At 62.3% G+C, this 14,360-nt stretch carries 22 protein-coding genes; 19 read left to right on the top strand and 3 right to left on the bottom strand.

What is annotated here, in order from left to right; genetic code table 11:
- Nucleotides 1-7: 7 nt before the first annotated feature.
- The 9 genes from A8V01_RS02700 to A8V01_RS02660 all read left to right on the top strand — a co-directional run bounded on the left by A8V01_RS02700 (nucleotide 8) and on the right by A8V01_RS02660 (nucleotide 7,075).
- Nucleotides 8-349 (top strand): GPW/gp25 family protein, encoded by a 342-nt coding sequence (locus A8V01_RS02700; RefSeq protein WP_245892277.1) that lies wholly within the window; start codon nucleotides 8-10, stop codon nucleotides 347-349.
- A gap of 9 nt (nucleotides 350-358) precedes the next feature.
- Complete coding sequence (locus A8V01_RS02695) at nucleotides 359-1,513, top strand: phage tail sheath subtilisin-like domain-containing protein (protein ID WP_103094408.1); 1,155 nt, start codon at nucleotides 359-361, stop codon at nucleotides 1,511-1,513.
- Nucleotides 1,514-1,548: 35 nt separating this feature from the next.
- Nucleotides 1,549-2,058, top strand: coding sequence for a phage major tail tube protein (locus A8V01_RS02690; protein WP_103094407.1), 510 nt, complete (start codon nucleotides 1,549-1,551; stop codon nucleotides 2,056-2,058).
- 131 nt (nucleotides 2,059-2,189) lie between these two features.
- Nucleotides 2,190-2,582: a phage tail assembly protein gene (locus tag A8V01_RS02685; RefSeq protein WP_103094406.1), complete on the top strand. Its 393-nt coding sequence runs from the start codon at nucleotides 2,190-2,192 to the stop codon at nucleotides 2,580-2,582.
- Nucleotides 2,546-2,683, top strand: a complete 138-nt coding sequence (locus A8V01_RS29665) for a GpE family phage tail protein (RefSeq protein WP_103094550.1) — start codon at nucleotides 2,546-2,548, stop codon at nucleotides 2,681-2,683. The genes A8V01_RS02685 and A8V01_RS29665 overlap by 37 nt, the downstream gene beginning before the upstream one ends.
- On the top strand, nucleotides 2,680-4,926 hold the full coding sequence (locus A8V01_RS02675) for a phage tail tape measure protein (RefSeq protein WP_103094405.1): 2,247 nt from the start codon (nucleotides 2,680-2,682) through the stop codon (nucleotides 4,924-4,926). The genes A8V01_RS29665 and A8V01_RS02675 overlap by 4 nt, the downstream gene beginning before the upstream one ends.
- Nucleotides 4,926-5,330 carry a phage tail protein gene (locus A8V01_RS02670; protein WP_103094404.1) on the top strand — a complete coding sequence of 135 codons (405 nt, stop codon included), beginning with the start codon at nucleotides 4,926-4,928 and terminating at the stop codon, nucleotides 5,328-5,330. The genes A8V01_RS02675 and A8V01_RS02670 overlap by 1 nt, the downstream gene beginning before the upstream one ends.
- Complete coding sequence (locus A8V01_RS02665; RefSeq protein ID WP_103094403.1) at nucleotides 5,330-6,325, top strand: contractile injection system protein, VgrG/Pvc8 family; 996 nt, start codon at nucleotides 5,330-5,332, stop codon at nucleotides 6,323-6,325. Before A8V01_RS02670 ends, A8V01_RS02665 begins: the two co-directional genes overlap by 1 nt.
- Before the next feature lie 42 nt (nucleotides 6,326-6,367).
- Nucleotides 6,368-7,075 (top strand): hypothetical protein, encoded by a 708-nt coding sequence (locus A8V01_RS02660; RefSeq protein ID WP_103094402.1) that lies wholly within the window; start codon nucleotides 6,368-6,370, stop codon nucleotides 7,073-7,075.
- A 139-nt stretch (nucleotides 7,076-7,214) separates the two neighbouring features.
- On the opposite strand, the gene A8V01_RS02655 is transcribed toward A8V01_RS02660, so the two are convergent.
- Genes A8V01_RS02655 through A8V01_RS02645 form a run of 3 tightly spaced genes read right to left on the bottom strand, consistent with a single transcriptional unit; the run spans nucleotide 7,215 to nucleotide 8,859 of the window.
- A complete protein-coding gene (locus A8V01_RS02655) occupies nucleotides 7,215-7,727 on the bottom strand; it encodes an Ltp family lipoprotein (protein WP_211294941.1) in 513 nt (170 codons plus the stop codon).
- 32 nt (nucleotides 7,728-7,759) lie between these two features.
- Nucleotides 7,760-8,188: an HIRAN domain-containing protein gene (locus tag A8V01_RS02650; protein WP_103094401.1), complete on the bottom strand. Its 429-nt coding sequence runs from the start codon at nucleotides 8,186-8,188 to the stop codon at nucleotides 7,760-7,762.
- On the bottom strand, nucleotides 8,185-8,859 hold the full coding sequence (locus A8V01_RS02645; protein WP_103094400.1) for an XRE family transcriptional regulator: 675 nt from the start codon (nucleotides 8,857-8,859) through the stop codon (nucleotides 8,185-8,187). Before A8V01_RS02645 ends, A8V01_RS02650 begins: the two co-directional genes overlap by 4 nt.
- 118 nt (nucleotides 8,860-8,977) lie before the next feature.
- Between A8V01_RS02645 and A8V01_RS02640 the strand changes: the two genes are divergently transcribed.
- The 10 genes from A8V01_RS02640 to A8V01_RS02600 all read left to right on the top strand — a co-directional run bounded on the left by A8V01_RS02640 (nucleotide 8,978) and on the right by A8V01_RS02600 (nucleotide 14,358).
- Nucleotides 8,978-9,289: a transcriptional regulator gene (locus tag A8V01_RS02640; RefSeq protein ID WP_245892275.1), complete on the top strand. Its 312-nt coding sequence runs from the start codon at nucleotides 8,978-8,980 to the stop codon at nucleotides 9,287-9,289.
- The gene (locus A8V01_RS02635; protein WP_103094398.1) at nucleotides 9,286-9,747 is read left to right on the top strand and encodes a hypothetical protein; all 462 of its coding nucleotides are present in this window, start codon (nucleotides 9,286-9,288) and stop codon (nucleotides 9,745-9,747) included. The genes A8V01_RS02640 and A8V01_RS02635 overlap by 4 nt, the downstream gene beginning before the upstream one ends.
- A complete protein-coding gene (locus tag A8V01_RS02630) occupies nucleotides 9,744-10,118 on the top strand; it encodes an ogr/Delta-like zinc finger family protein (protein WP_103094397.1) in 375 nt (124 codons plus the stop codon). The genes A8V01_RS02635 and A8V01_RS02630 overlap by 4 nt, the downstream gene beginning before the upstream one ends.
- A 67-nt stretch (nucleotides 10,119-10,185) precedes the next feature.
- Nucleotides 10,186-10,338: a hypothetical protein gene (locus tag A8V01_RS28435; RefSeq protein ID WP_170065812.1), complete on the top strand. Its 153-nt coding sequence runs from the start codon at nucleotides 10,186-10,188 to the stop codon at nucleotides 10,336-10,338.
- The gene (locus A8V01_RS02620; protein WP_103094395.1) at nucleotides 10,335-12,992 is read left to right on the top strand and encodes a toprim domain-containing protein; all 2,658 of its coding nucleotides are present in this window, start codon (nucleotides 10,335-10,337) and stop codon (nucleotides 12,990-12,992) included. Before A8V01_RS28435 ends, A8V01_RS02620 begins: the two co-directional genes overlap by 4 nt.
- The gene (locus A8V01_RS02615) at nucleotides 12,989-13,516 is read left to right on the top strand and encodes a hypothetical protein (RefSeq protein WP_103094394.1); all 528 of its coding nucleotides are present in this window, start codon (nucleotides 12,989-12,991) and stop codon (nucleotides 13,514-13,516) included. The genes A8V01_RS02620 and A8V01_RS02615 overlap by 4 nt, the downstream gene beginning before the upstream one ends.
- Nucleotides 13,516-13,701, top strand: coding sequence for a hypothetical protein (locus tag A8V01_RS28025; RefSeq protein WP_146037160.1), 186 nt, complete (start codon nucleotides 13,516-13,518; stop codon nucleotides 13,699-13,701). Before A8V01_RS02615 ends, A8V01_RS28025 begins: the two co-directional genes overlap by 1 nt.
- Before the next feature lie 14 nt (nucleotides 13,702-13,715).
- On the top strand, nucleotides 13,716-13,901 hold the full coding sequence (locus A8V01_RS02610; RefSeq protein ID WP_146037159.1) for a hypothetical protein: 186 nt from the start codon (nucleotides 13,716-13,718) through the stop codon (nucleotides 13,899-13,901).
- Entirely contained in the window at nucleotides 13,898-14,077 is a 180-nt protein-coding gene (locus A8V01_RS02605) for a hypothetical protein (RefSeq protein WP_103094392.1), read from the top strand. The genes A8V01_RS02610 and A8V01_RS02605 overlap by 4 nt, the downstream gene beginning before the upstream one ends.
- A 2-nt stretch (nucleotides 14,078-14,079) precedes the next feature.
- Nucleotides 14,080-14,358, top strand: coding sequence for a LexA family protein (locus A8V01_RS02600; protein ID WP_103094391.1), 279 nt, complete (start codon nucleotides 14,080-14,082; stop codon nucleotides 14,356-14,358).
- Nucleotides 14,359-14,360 lie beyond the last annotated feature (2 nt).

Raw genomic sequence — 14,360 nt, 5'->3', positions numbered from 1 at the left:
GATCGGGATGAACGCCACAACCGGACAGCAGCTCGACGGCACCGCGCACCTTGCGCAGTCGATCGGCAAGATCCTCACAACCCCGCTCGGCTCGCGCCAGATGCGCGAGGAGTTCGGTTCGGCGCTGTTCCACCTGATCGATTTTCCCGCCAACGCCGCCAACGTGATGCTCATGCGCGCCGCCACAGCGCTGGCGATCCGCAAGTGGGAACCCCGCCTCTCGATTGCGAAGATCGGCGTTGCCGGCAGTTTCGCGGACGGCACCCTTTCGATCTCGATTGCAGGCAAGCGCACTGACGTTGCCGAGCCGAATGCGCAGGTCACCCTCTCCATCCCGATCCCGAACTGAGGACGCGACATGACCCACGGTCTCACCCTTACCGAATCCGCTGACAGCACCGTCTCGGCCTCTCCCGCCAGCATGTCGATCATCGGCCTTGTCGCCACCTCCATGGCCGGCCCGGACGATGTTGCAGCCGAGATCGACGCGGCCTTCCCCCTCAACACGCCGGTTCTGGTGACCAGCGTGGATGCCGCCGCAGGCAATGCGGGTTCGCTGGGTACGCTGAAAAAGGCGCTCGAGGCGATCGGCGACCAGTCCAGCCCGATTGTCGTGGTAGTGCGCGTCGCGGAGGGCGAAACCGTCGCCGAGACCGATGCCAACGTCATCGGCTCCACCAACGGCAGCAGCTACACCGGACTGCAGGCCCTCCTTGCCGCCGAAAGCCTGCTCGGCGTGCGCCCGCGCATCATCGGGGCTCCCGGCCTCGATACGCAGGCCGTCGCGACCGAACTGGTCATCAGCGCAAAGAAGCTGCGCGGCTTTGCCTACGCTCGCGCGATCGGCGCCGACGTTACCGCCGCCGTCACCTACCGCGATCACTTCTCCTCGCGCGAACTTATGCTGCTCTGGCCGGACACCAACGACTGGACCGGCGATGCCGTCGCCCGCGCCCTCGGCCTGCGTGCCCGGATCGACCAGGAGATCGGTTGGCACAAGACGATCTCCAACGTTGCCATGGACGGTGTCCTGTCGATCACGAAGGATGTGCATTTCGATCTGCTGGACGCGTCAACCGACGCCGGCGTCCTCAACGACGCCCCGGTCACCACCATCATCCAGTCGGACGGCTATCGCTTCTGGGGCAACCGCACCACGGCTGGCGACGATCAACCCGACTTCGCTTTCGAAACCGCGACGCGGACCAGCTACGCGCTGCAGGACGTCATCGCCTCCACCATCAAGCCCTTCATCGACCACCCGATCGCGGTCGCGCAGGTCAAGAACTTCCTCGAGAAGATCAATACCGCGTTCCGCGCCCTGGTCCGCGACGGCAAGGTGGTCGGTGCCGAGTGCTTCTTCGACAAGGACGCCAACACCTCGGCTCAGCTCGCCTCCGGCAAGCCGAAGTTCCGCATCCGCTTCACCCCCTGCGCCCCGATGGAGAATCCCACCATCGATCTGCAGATCACCGACTTCTACTACTCGGACTTCGCGGACCAGCTGGTCTGAGCCGAACCCGACCTTCCCCCTGAAAGGATCCGGCCATGGGCCTCCCGCGCAAGCTCGTAAACCTCAACGCCCACGTCGACGGCGTCAGCTATCTCGGCCGCATCGCCGAATTCGAGCAGCCCAAGCTCGCCATCGCCACCGAAGACTGGCGCGGCGGCGGCATGCTTGGCGGCGTCAAGCTGGATATGGGCCTTGAGCCGCTGGAAGCGACGCTCACCTTCGGCGGCCATGAGCGCGCGCTAATCCGCTATTTCGGCACAACGGCGGTGGACGGCGTGACGATCCGCCTGGTCGGCGCGTACCGCGCCGACGACGGCACCGCCGCACAGTCGGTCGAAATCTACATCGGCGGCCGTTTCACCGAGATCGACGAGGGCAAGAGCAAGGCTGGCGACGGTACCGAGCACAAGTACACCGCACCGCTCTCCTACTATCGCCGCGTCGTGGATGGCGTCACCGAGGTGGAGATCGACATGGTCAACGGCCTTTTCATTGTCGATGGCATCGATCGCTACGCAGAGATCATGGCGATCCTGCTCGGCTGACCTTTTCGCATATTCCAGATCCACCGGGCGGTCCTGTTGCGGGGCGCCGTCCAGGTGGTGGGCCGGGGAGGATCGGCATTCTTTCTCCCCCTTCCCGGCCCTGACCGCCCCGCAGATCAGGAGCCCCGCACATGGCCGACAATGCCGATATCGCCGCCGCTACCGAGCCGCAGAGCCGCTTCAAGACGGTTACACTCGCCTATCCCATCGTGCGCGGCGAGACGCGCATCGAGACGCTCAACATTCGCAAGCCCAAGGCCGGCGAACTGCGCAACCTGTCCCTGCAGGACGTGCTCAGCACCGACATCACCGCCTTGCTCACGCTGATCCCGCGCGTGACCGACCCACCTTTGCACGAAGACGAGGTGGACAACCTCGAAACCGAAGACCTCTCGGAGATAGGCGGGATCGTGCGCGGTTTTTTTATGACGAAGGCCGAACTGGCGGCCGTGGAAGCGCTGATGGCGCAACATCGACCGAAGACCTCATCGCGCAAATCGCGGCGGTCTTCCATTGGCCGCTAAGCGAACTTGAGGCCCTGCCCGTCGATGCCCTGATCGCATGGCGTGAACGCGCCGTGGCTATCTGGAACCGGATGAACACGCCAAAGGAAGGCTCGACGTGAGCAACAAGCTCTCTTTGATCGTCAATTTCCTCGGCGTCGACAAAATGTCTGGGGCGCTGCGCAACATCGTGGGCCTCGGCCGCCGGGGCTCCACGTCGATCCGCTCGCTTACCGGCGAATCGAAGAAGTTGGAACGGGAGCTGGCGAAGGTTCGGCGGGAACTCGCGGGCAGCGCCGGAAACGTCACCGAACTGATGAACCGGGAGCGTGACCTAGAGCGCCGCCTGGCCGGTACCAACGAACAGCTGCAACGCCAGCGACGCATTCTCGCGATCAACGCCGATCGCGAAGCGATGATCTCGCGCGCTCGCGATCTGCGCTCAAAGGGCACAGAGGGCGTACTTGCCGGCGCTGCCATGTCCCTGCCGTTGATCGCGGCCACGCGTCAGGCGATGACCTTCGAAAGCGCCATGGCTGATGTGCGCAAGGTGGTGGACTTCCCCACGCCCAAGGCATTCGCGCAGATGTCGGACGATGTTCTCGATCTCAGCACGCGGATTCCCATGGCAGCGGAGGGCATCGCCGCGATCGTTGCTGCCGCAGGCCGCGCAAATATCCCGCGCGAGGAACTGCTCGGCTTTGCTCAGGAGGCGGCCAAGATGGGCGTCGCCTTCGATATCTCCGGCGACGAAGCCGGGGCGATGATGGCAAAATGGCGCACCGCATTCGCGATGAACCAGGACGGCGTGAACACGCTGTCAAACCAGATCAACGCCCTCACCAATGCCTATGGCGGCACTGCAACGGACGTGTCAGGCATCGTCACGCGCATCGGTGCCCTGGGCAAGGTGGCTGGTGTTACCGCACCTCAGGTCGCAGCCATGGCCCAACTGCTCAACAGCGTCGGCGTCGAGGAAGAGGTTGCCGCCACCGGCATCAAGAACATGATGCTTTCGCTGACCAAGGGGGATGCCGCGACGAAGAGCCAGGCAGCCGCCCTCAAGTCGCTGGGGCTCAATGCGACGGACCTTGCAGAGCGGATGCAGAAGGATGCTGGCGGCGCGATCACCGATGTCCTCCAGCGCCTCAGCAAAGTTCCCAAGGCGCAGCAGGCAGGCCTTCTCACTAACCTGTTCGGCTCCGAATCGGTGTCGGCCATTGCGCCAATGCTGACCAACCTCGACAAGCTGCAGACGAACTTCGCCCTTGTCGCCGACAAGTCGCAGTATGCCGGATCGATGCAGAAGGAGTACCTGTCCGCCATTGCCACAACCGAGGGTGCAACCGGCCTCGCGCTCAACGCCCTGAAAGCGGTCAATGTCACGCTCGGACAAGCGCTGTTGCCCACCGTCATGTCCGCATCCCAGCGGATCGTCACAATCGCCAATTCTTTCCGCGCCTGGGCAAAGGAGCACCCCCAGCTCTCCTCCGGCCTGCTTCAGTTGGTGACAGGCCTTGTCGCGCTGCGCGTCGGCCTTGGCGCTGCGCAGTTCGCGTTCGGCGGGTTGCTGGGTCCAATTGCCAAGCTTCTGCCCTACTTCCGCAAGGTCGAAGGCGTATCTGCGTTCGGGCGTCATCTAGGCGTATTCGCCCGCGTCGCCATTCAGGCAGGGGGCCTCGCGATGCGCGGCTTCGGGCTTATACGCTTCGCCGCCCTGTTCCTTGCCAGAGGCGTCATGCAGGCGGGCCTTATCATGATGGCAAACCCGATCGTGCTGGCGATCACGCTGATCGTCGCCGCGCTCGCGGGTGCCGCCTATCTCGTCTATACCCATTGGGATAAGATCAACGCGGCTTTCACTGCCGGCGTCGCGTGGGTGAAGGGCAAGCTGCAGGCGATGCCCGATTGGCTCAAGAACATCGGCTCGATGATGATGCAAGGCCTGCTCATGGCCATCAATCCTATGGCGCTGGCGGTGAAGCTGATCGACGTCGCGAAAAACGGCGTAACCGCCTTCAAACGATATTTCGGTATCAAGTCCCCCTCGCGGCTGTTCATGACTATGGGTGGCCACCTGACATCGGGCCTTGAGCATGGGATCGACAAGAACCGCCACGGCCCGGTGCGAGCGATTGGACGCATGGCGACTGGCGTTGCCGCTGCTGGGGCAATTTCACTGACGCCGATGCAAGCTGCAGCGCGATCGGGCGGCACCGGGATGTCGGCCGGCACCGGCGATACCTACCATATTTCGATCCAGCAGCTTCCCGGCGAGAGCAGCGAAGAACTGGCTAACCGTCTCGCTGACATCCTCGAGCGGCGAAAGGCCCGTCGCAGCCGCTCAGCGTTCGAGGACCGCTGATGGCTTCCAGCCCTGTCTTGTCCTCGGGCAACCTGCTGACGCTGGGCATGTTCCTGTTCGGCATGGACACTGCCGCGTATTCGGAGTTTCAGCGCAGCCAGGCGTGGCGCCATGAAGGGACCGATCGGCACATGGCCCGACCCGCCAGCCAGTTCGTAGGCCCCGGAGAGGATACCATTACACTCGCGGGCCTCCTCGTTCCCGAAATCTTCGGCACCTATGGCTCGCTCGATCGCCTGGTGGAAATGGCCGACACTGGCGACAACTGGCCACTGGTCGATGGCATCGGCCGCGTTCTCGGGCATTTCCGCATCGATCGGCTCGACACGACGCACCGGATGGTTCTCGCGGGCGGCATCCCGCGCGCCGTCGATTTCCAGATCCAGCTCACACGGGTGGACTGATGGCCGACGCCAACATCGCGGGACTGCGGCTCACGCTCGACGGGGTCGATCTGGCGGACAAGATAAATCCCCGATTTGTCGGTCTTTCCCTGTCTGAAAAGCGCGGCGGTGAGGCGGACGAACTGTCGCTCACGCTGCACGACGCGGACGGGCGACTAGCCCTGCCCGAACCGGGCAAGGTTATTTCGCTCGCGCTGGGGTGGAAGTCGGGCACGGATGTGACGGTCGGTCTGGTCGACAAAGGGCGATTCACCGTGGACGAAGTGGAACTGACCGGCCCGCCCGACCAGGTACAGATCCGCGCCCGCTCCGCCGACCTGAATGGCGAATATCGCAAACGCCGCACCACCGCATGGAAGAACACCACCGTCGGCGCGATCCTGCAGGACATCGCGTCCCGCAACGGAATCGCTGCGAAGGTCCATCCCGATCTGGCGGACAAGGCGATCACCGCAATCGATCAGCACGGCAAAAGCGACATGGCCTTCGTGAAGGATCTCGGCAGTCGCTATGATGCCGTGGCGACTTGGAAGGATCGCAACCTGATCTTCATGCCGGTGGGCAGCGCCACCACCGCCAGCGGTGCCACGCTGCGCTCCCTCGCCCTCACGAAGCGCGATGGGTGGTCCTGGCGCTTCACGCGCGCGCAGCGGGACGAATATGGCGGCGCGGAAGCCGCGTGGCACAATCAGGTCACCGGCAAAAAGGAGAAAGTATCCACCGGGAGCGGGAAAAAGAAGCGCCTGAAACGGGTCTATGCAAGCGAGGCCGATGCCCAGCAGGCCACGGATGCAGAGGCCGCGAAGCGCAAGCGCGGCGCATTCCAGTTCGAATACGAGCTGGCGACTGCCGACACGCGGCTCCAGCCTAACTTGCGGGTGACACTATCGGGCTGGAACACGACGATCGACGCCATCACATGGCTGGTAGCATCCGTTGATACCACCATGGGAAGCGCTGGATTGAAGCAACGCATCACGCTCGAGAGCGCTTGATATCTGCCAGCTTGACCGTCATCCACGCCTCAGGAGGACCAGATGGACCCGAAAACCTTTACCGATCTAGCCGCGTTGCCTTGGACCACTCAATTGGTCCTCGCCAGCGGATATTGCGGGTATCTGATCGCCTATCTCGGCATCCGCTACAATCATAAGGCGACCGATACGATCTTCGCCTCGCTGGCTTTTGGCTTGGTTGCACTGCTAGTGCTTACGTTGCCGTGGCAGATCGCAGGTTGGATACGCGGATCCACCGCGTTCTTCGCCAGCATCGGTGCCGGTATCTTCTGGCGGGCCGTGATCCGCTCCGGCTTGCGTCGGTTAGCCGCCAGGGCGAATTACTCCTGGTCAGATGATACGCCTAATGCATGGGATCGTCTGTTCGAAGTGACGGACCACGGCCCGACCCAACTAACAGTCGAACTAGACGATGGCCGCTACCTTTACTGCTCGAACGCTGCACGCGTTGGCCATCTCCCTTTCGGGCCTTACGTCTTGGGGACCACCGGCGACATCCTCATGTACGTAGACCGCACTACAACAGCAAAGGGAGAAGACCGCGAAGCCCTCGGGACTTTCAGCGACGATTGGGGCGCAATGGTCACTTACATCCCGAAGGATCGCGTTAGAAAGATCGCCGTGCGTCTGAACCCGATCAATCCCCGCGCTGAGGAGGAGGCGGGCTGGAAGGCGCGGGCGCGGGCATGGGTTGGGAATTTGCGCCACCCCCGCTCTCACGAGGAGTAGAGGGGCGCGGTTGATAGGAATGCTTTTGGTAATCGTCCCCGCTCATAAAAACGCCAAAGACACTTTCTTCTTCAGAATTATTCATTTCTCGCCCTTCCCTTTTGTAAACTCGTAACCGTCGATCAGTTTTGATTTCGGTTCAGCATGCCCCCGCTTGCTGAGCACCGTAGGTAGCTTCGCTTTTTGAAAACTGCGCCCCTGCATCTGACATTAGCTGCTCGATAAGTCCCCGACATGAGAACCCAGATAGTTCGAGGTAAGACTTCGCAGACCTCACAGCTTGCTCATTCCAGTTGATGTTCAGGCTATCCACTGCGATGGTTGCGTCAGAAACATCAAAACCCGCGCCATATTCGGACGACAACTGGTCGATGAGACCGCGTCGCGAGAACCCAGACAGTTCGATATACTGCGTTGCTGACCGTACTGCGTTTCGCTGAGGACCAGTTAGACTATCAGCTGGCTCCCCCACAATCTGGTTGGCTTGCTGTGCCTCCAGAGGTTTGCTTGATGATGCGATCGGTGTCGATTGATCCTTATCCTTGTCGCCTACGATCGCACCGAGCACACCCAAGCCGACAAAGATGCCCAAAACAACAAGGCATCCCATGCCGAGCTTCTTCCCTATGCCCGCCTTCTTGTTTTCACTCACGTAATGATCCCCCTTACGTAAACACCGAACGCTTAGTCGTCCGGCCAAACTTCATCAGGATAGAAATCTGGCTCTTCACGCACCGGCTCTGCCTCCGGTTCGTCATGATCTTCCAGCATCGCAGAGGTAAGCGCAGGCCGTTCCCCGTCGAACGCGACGCGGATCCACGCGCCAAATTTGGTCTTTCGTTGTAGAACGGCTTGGATTTCACGCCCGTCACGCAACAGCGCACTGATGCGAACTGCCCGCACAGAAGTAATGTAGCCGATCTGCATTCCGCCCGCGCTGTAGACAGCAACTGCATTTTCATCGGCGGGGTTATCAGGCTCAAGCCGAAGCTCAATTCGGTCGCCGACCTCACACATCGCGAGTGCAAAGCGACGGTTAGAACCATCACGATTGTCGAATTCAATGCCGACCACGGCGAGGGATACCGCGACAAGAGGGTTGTCGAACTTCATGATCCCGCCATCTTGCGAATGATTGCAACGACTTTTCCGATCGGGTGCAGTTCACCATCGTAAGCGACTTCTGATTCGACATGCGGGTTGTCCGACATGATCTTGATCCCGCCGCTAGGCAGAGGCCGAAGGCGCTTGATCAGCCCGAAGTTGCCGTAGGAAATTGCCCAGATCTGGTCACCCATGCCGACTAAAGTCTGTGCGGTATCGATGATTACGACGTCATCATTCTGGATGGTTGGCGACATCGAGTCCCCAATCCCTCGTGCGAGAAAAATCCGGCTGGCAGGGGAGTTGGTGTAAAGCCGCAGCCAATCACGCGCGATCTTCCGGCCCTTTTCCTTTACCGGAAGATCAAGGTAGCTCCCGCCACCCATGCCAAAAGCGAGATCAAGTTCCTTGATTTCTACAATTTCATCTTCATCAAGCGCCCTGACATCACGCGAAGTATGACGGGCAACATCGCCTGATATTTCTTCGCTATCACCTGACAGATATTCAGGGGTTACCCCAAGCGCCTTAGCGATTGCGTAAATGTGCGCGCTCTCGCGCGCTTCTCCGCGCGCCAGCTTGTTGATCATCGTCGAGCTCACGCCAACAGCGCGCGCGAGAGCCGCTTGGCTTAGATCCCGAGCTTTGAGAGCGGCATTAAGGCGATCCGGTAGTATCACGGGAATGCCCTACAACCGAAGTTGCAACTACGCTCTATGAATTTGGTGGTTGACGGCAACCTTAGTGTGCGACATAGCTGCAACCATGGTTGAAGACATGACGCCTTATGAGGCTTTGATGGCCGCAGTTGAGATCGCAGGATCGCAATCCGCTCTTGCGCGCATGGCGGAGGTGTCATCCACCGCCGTCTGGAAATGGGTCCAAAGCTCAAAGCGGCTTCCCGCCGAATATGTGCTCCGCGTGGAGGCCGCGACCGGCGTCTCTCGTCATCATCTTCGCCCCGATATCTACCCTGTCGAAATGCCCGAGGCGTCCTCTCGCTGGTCCGGCATCGATCAGCGCGCCGGTGCCCGCAGCAACGGCGTAGACGCGCGGACTCGCCGGGTCGCGGTCAATCGCCGCCAGATTTCGAACGGGGCGCGCCTGTGACCAAGGAACGCGAACCGCTTACTTACGAGCGAACGCTCACCGAGATCGCCGCGCAGATCGGGTGGGACCGTTGCGCCGCGATCTGCGGTGTCACTTCCGACCGCACCGTGCGCTACTGGTCCGATCCGGACTGCGAGAAGGAAATCCGGCTGATCGATGCCGAACGGCTCGACCGGGCCTTTATCGAACACGGTGGCGGTTACGCCCCGTTCCACCGCCTCCACGGCCTGCGCATCGATCTGGCGAACCGCGAAGCGCCCAACCCCTGCCTCATCACCGTCGCCGGCGACGCTGCGAAGGAAACCGGCGAGGCCATCGCCGCATTGATCGCCGCCGCCAGTTCGGGCGACCCGCGCGTGCGCCGCCAGGCGCAGCAGGAACTTCACGAAGCGATCCAGAGCCTGACCGATGGGCTCTCGATTCTGGACCAGCAGGAAGCGGAGGACACACGAAAATGAGTGGCGAGGGGATACTTCGCGGGGGGCCGCTGATCCATGCACCGCTGGAATTCCGCCTTCGCTCCGGGGGCGCGCTGTCGAAGGATAGTGCGCTCATCACCTGTCCGAAGTGCGAAGCACCGTGCTTTATCCGTCGCAGCACGCGGGTGACGGCGACGGTCAAGCACTTGCATGCCCACTGCACCAACACCGGCTGCGGACACACCTTCATGTCCGAAATCGTGTTCGTGCACAGCTTCAACCCCGGCCTGATCCACCGGCCCGACCTCGATCTGCCGCAATGCCCTGCGGAACAGATCCCGCACGTCCTGCCGCCTAGCCGCGACGGGCCGGACGATGACAGCCAGATAAGCATGTTCGCCTCGGCCTGACGGCCGGGGCCACCCACCCAAACCGATGACGATTTTTCACGGCCGCGCTGCGGCCGAGGGGGAAGCTTTGCCTAAGTTCCGCACATATTTGCCGCACCTCTCGCTAGTCGGCTGCACCATCGGTGCCGACGACTGGCAGGCCGAGGGGTGGACGCTAACCCTTCGCTGGCTCGGCATGGTCTTCGAATGGACTGTCGCTTGCGAGGACGCCACCCGGTGAGCCTGCAAGACGACATCATCCGCGATCTCAAGTCTCAGTTCGGTTTCCGAAAGGACACCGGAGAATGGCTGCGCGAGGGCAAGTGCCCGAAGTGCGGCAAGCACGAAGCCTTTTGCGCCGCCGTCGAACCCAAGATCGTGCGTTGCGGCCGGCAGGGAAATTGCCGCTGGGAAGACAGCGTCCGCAACCTACTGCCCGAACTGTTCGAAGAATGGTCCACGCGTCACCCCGTCACGCACGATGACCCCACCGCTGCGGCGGATGCGTACCTGCGCGACGGGCGCGGCCTCGATCTGCAGCACCTGCGCGGTAGCTATACGCAGGAAACCTATCGGGACGCCAAGACGGGCAACACCAGCGCCACCGTGCGCTTCAAGGTGGGCGATACCTATTGGGAGCGGATCATCGACAAGCCGGGCCGGTTCTCCGGCAAGGCCCATTTCGCATATGGCGGCAAGCCGGGCGGGCACTGCTGGATCCCGCCGAAGATCACGCTCGAGCAGCTGGCGCTCGCAGAAGACATCTGGATCACCGAGGGCATCTTCAACGCTGCCGCGCTTTACCAGGGCGCGGACATACTGGCTGTGTCCGGCATGTCCTGCATGTTTTGGCCCGAGCACTTCCTCAGCCAGCTTCGCGGGGAGTTGCAGCGCCTTAAGCGCGCCACCCGCCCCCGTCTCGTCTTCGCCTACGATCCCGGCGCCGCCGGCGTCGTCTGGTCGCGCCGCTTCGTAAAGCGGGCCAAGAAGGAAGGCTGGACGGCCACTGCCGCTCAGGTGCGCCCCGATGGCGAGGGCACCACGAAGGACTGGAACGACCTCCTCCTCGAGCATCTCGACTGGCGCGGCGACAAGGATCGCGCACCGCTCGGCCCTGAAACCATCCAGCGCTATCTATGGAATGGCGCGGTCACCGTGGCGGATTCGGCGCGGGCCAAGGCCAAGATGCTGCACGAGGGCCTCAAGTTCTCGTCATTCGACTTCCGTTTCGACGATCGCCTCTGGTGGTGCAAGGTCAACTACGAAGGCGACGACGGCGACCAGAAGCGCAACCTGCAGCTCGAGGAGATCTGCAACTGCGCGTTCCGGCTCCTCTACCGCGAGCGGGACGAGATCGCCGACGACACCAATTACTTCCTGCAGATCGACTTCCCCGATGACGACACGCCGGTAAAGGCACGCTTTTCATCGTCAGCTTGCGCCAACTCGGGCGAGTTCAAGAAGCGCCTCATGGCGTTCGCCGGCACGTGGATGGGATCCGGCGAACAGCTGGACCGGATCATCCGCAACCAGACCCGCGCCCTCAAGGTGGTCGAGCCCATCCCCTTCACCGGGTACTCCGCCACGCACAGCGCATGGCTGCTGGGTGACATGGCGGTGCGCAAGGGCCGTGTCGTCAAGCTCAACTCCGAGAATTACTTCGATTTCGGCAAGCAAGCCGTGAAGCTGCGCAGCGCGGAACGCATTCTCGACATCGAATACGATGCGGACAAGATCACCTATGACTGGGTAGAAGTGCTGTGGACCGCGTTCGGGCCGAAGGGCCTGATCGCCCTCGCCTTCTTCACCATGTCCTTCTTCGCGGTGCAGATCCGCGAAAAGCAGAAGTCGCTCGGCTTCCTGGAAATCACCGGCCTTCCCGGTTCGGGCAAATCCACCTTGGTGGAATTCCTGTGGAAGCTGGCAGGCCGCGCCGGATACGAAGGGTTCGATCCCAACAAGGGCACTACGGCGTTCCTCGCCCGCAGTCTGATGAAGGTCGCCAACCTTCCGGTCGGCCTGATCGAGGGCGGCCGCGATGATGACAAGGCCAAGGGCTATAAGCAGTTCGACTATAACGAGCTGCTGGTCCTCTACAACGGCCGATCCCCGCGCGGCACCGGCCAGAAGAGTGGCGGCTTCGAAACCTCCGAGCCTCCTTTCCTCGGCTCGATCTACCTCATGCAGAATGAGCGGATCGATGCGATCCCTGCCGTGTTGGAGCGCCTCATGTCGATGGACATCGACAAGTCGCGCTGGTCACCGGCCACCAAGACGGCAGCGGTGCAGCTGGAAAACTGGCCGATCGAGTCGGTTTCCGGGACCATCGTCCACGTTATCTGCAACGAGGCCAAGTACCTCAAATTCTATTTCGATCGCTTCGCCCATCACGACGCTGAAATGGGCAAGCGGGTGGAAGGGCTCAGCAACACCCGCCCCATCAAGTGCCACAGCCAGCTGGCGGCCGGCGTTGAGGCCCTCGTCCACCTGTTCCCCACCGTCCGGGCCGATTGGATTGCGGAGACGCTGCAGCTGGTCGATGCGATGGCGCTCGATCGCCAGAATTCGTGCGGCGGCGATCACCCCACGGTCTCCGACTTTTGGGACAAGGTCCAATACCTGCTCGAGCGGGAAAAGCCCGAGGACCATGGCGAAGGCAAATCGGTCAATCAGCACCGCGAACGCGACAGCTACATCGCGGTCAACCTGGTCGACTTCGAAGCCCGCTGCCGCAATGCCGGCATCGCCCCGCCCAACATGGACCAGCTCAAGAAGCTGCTGCGCAATTCAAAATCGCGCAAATGGATCGCGACGAAGAACGTCAACAACCCGGCAGGGCGCGTCATGTCCTGCTGGATGTTCGAACAGCCCAAGAAGGCGGAGCGGATCATATGAACCGCCCCCGCACCTTCATGGACCGCTTCACGGTCGGCATCTGGCGCAGCCTGACCGTAGAAGGTGACACGCCTTGGGCGGCCGGGGACTACCCGGATCTGCTCGCCATGGCCGAAAGCATGCTGGCCGCCCGCCAGAAGCGGTTCCCGGAACTGGTGAGGGCCGGGAAGATGGATCAGTCGCAGGCCGACAGCACCATCGCCATCTATGCCGCGATCGTCGCCGACTGGCGCTGGATCGTCACCGGCGAAGGCCAGGGCGCGTCCCTCCCCACGCTCGATGCCCGAAAAGCTGCGCTCGATGGGAGCCTCGACACGATCGCACAGATCGCCGGCGAACGTCGCGGCTTCACCCGCGAACTCGCGCTGCAGGCGCAGCATGTGATCGCGATGCGCTGGCATCTCGAGCCCGAGCGCGAAACCCACTTCTTCGCCGCCATCACCCACAAGATCCGCGCTGATCTGGCGCGCAAGAATGCCGGGGCGGCCAATGCCGCCCCGGCTCTGCTCCGGAGTGCTGCCTGATGTCCAGGGATCGTATCCATGCCATCTACTGCCGTTGTCCTCAGTGCGCCCCGCGGCACCCAAGCGCGGCCGACATATCGCCCGTCCTGCGCATCGCTTTGCTGACCACCGCGATCGGTATCGGTCTCGCTGCCGTGGCGTGGCTCGGCGCGGCGGTCATCGCCTCCCTTTCGTCCTGGTCCTGATCGTGGAGCCGTCGATGCGCCCCGAAATCCACCGCCACATCGTCGTGGTCAATGATCCCGACGTTGCCCGCCTACAGAGGCAAGTTACCTTGCTGTCCAACATCTACCGCCGCCGCATCCTTCCCACGCTCATGCTTGCGGCCTCGCTCATGGGTGCGGTGGTCATCATATCGCAGATCGCAAACTGGATCGCCCGATGATCCGGCCCGAGATCTACAAGCGCGAAGGGCGCGATGCCGTCGTCGCCGAACGACTGCAGAACGGCCCACCCGCTCGCAATCCCTATAGCTCACGGACGTTCCGCGCCCGGTACTGGTCCTACGGCGCGAATGCCGCCAGCCAGCGGATCGACGAACTCATGCGGATCGGAGCCTGACCATGGCCCCCACTGTCCGCCAGCTTGCGCTCCTGCGCTACGTCCACGGCTATCACCTCGCACATGGCGGTGTGTCTCCCAGCTATCAACGCTGCGCCGCTGATCTCGGGCTTGCGTCCAAATCGGGGATCCATCGCCTGCTGCATGGTCTGCAGATGCGCGGCCTTGTCTGTCTGCGCCCCGGCCATCCCTGCTCGATCGAAATCCTGCAGCCGCCATCCATTCCAACCTTCGCCGGCGCACCGCTCTACGCGGTACCGCTTCGCATGCCGGAAGCGTGACG

Source organism: Novosphingobium guangzhouense (assembly GCF_002896965.1).
Classification (GTDB): Bacteria; Pseudomonadota; Alphaproteobacteria; order Sphingomonadales; family Sphingomonadaceae; genus Novosphingobium; species Novosphingobium guangzhouense.
This window is presented reverse-complemented; position numbering and strand designations above follow the sequence as displayed.

Coding starts and splice junctions, on each gene's coding strand:
- A8V01_RS02700 (WP_245892277.1), top strand. CDS start 8: ATGAACGCCACAACCGGACAGCAGCTCGACGGCACCGCGCACCTTGCG.
- A8V01_RS02695 (WP_103094408.1), top strand. CDS start 359: ATGACCCACGGTCTCACCCTTACCGAATCCGCTGACAGCACCGTCTCG.
- A8V01_RS02690 (WP_103094407.1), top strand. CDS start 1,549: ATGGGCCTCCCGCGCAAGCTCGTAAACCTCAACGCCCACGTCGACGGC.
- A8V01_RS02685 (WP_103094406.1), top strand. CDS start 2,190: ATGGCCGACAATGCCGATATCGCCGCCGCTACCGAGCCGCAGAGCCGC.
- A8V01_RS02670 (WP_103094404.1), top strand. CDS start 4,926: ATGGCTTCCAGCCCTGTCTTGTCCTCGGGCAACCTGCTGACGCTGGGC.
- A8V01_RS02665 (WP_103094403.1), top strand. CDS start 5,330: ATGGCCGACGCCAACATCGCGGGACTGCGGCTCACGCTCGACGGGGTC.
- A8V01_RS02660 (WP_103094402.1), top strand. CDS start 6,368: ATGGACCCGAAAACCTTTACCGATCTAGCCGCGTTGCCTTGGACCACT.
- A8V01_RS02650 (WP_103094401.1), bottom strand. CDS start 8,188: ATGAAGTTCGACAACCCTCTTGTCGCGGTATCCCTCGCCGTGGTCGGC.
- A8V01_RS02640 (WP_245892275.1), top strand. CDS start 8,978: ATGGCCGCAGTTGAGATCGCAGGATCGCAATCCGCTCTTGCGCGCATG.
- A8V01_RS02630 (WP_103094397.1), top strand. CDS start 9,744: ATGAGTGGCGAGGGGATACTTCGCGGGGGGCCGCTGATCCATGCACCG.
- A8V01_RS02615 (WP_103094394.1), top strand. CDS start 12,989: ATGAACCGCCCCCGCACCTTCATGGACCGCTTCACGGTCGGCATCTGG.
- A8V01_RS28025 (WP_146037160.1), top strand. CDS start 13,516: ATGTCCAGGGATCGTATCCATGCCATCTACTGCCGTTGTCCTCAGTGC.
- A8V01_RS02610 (WP_146037159.1), top strand. CDS start 13,716: ATGCGCCCCGAAATCCACCGCCACATCGTCGTGGTCAATGATCCCGAC.
- A8V01_RS02605 (WP_103094392.1), top strand. CDS start 13,898: ATGATCCGGCCCGAGATCTACAAGCGCGAAGGGCGCGATGCCGTCGTC.
- A8V01_RS02600 (WP_103094391.1), top strand. CDS start 14,080: ATGGCCCCCACTGTCCGCCAGCTTGCGCTCCTGCGCTACGTCCACGGC.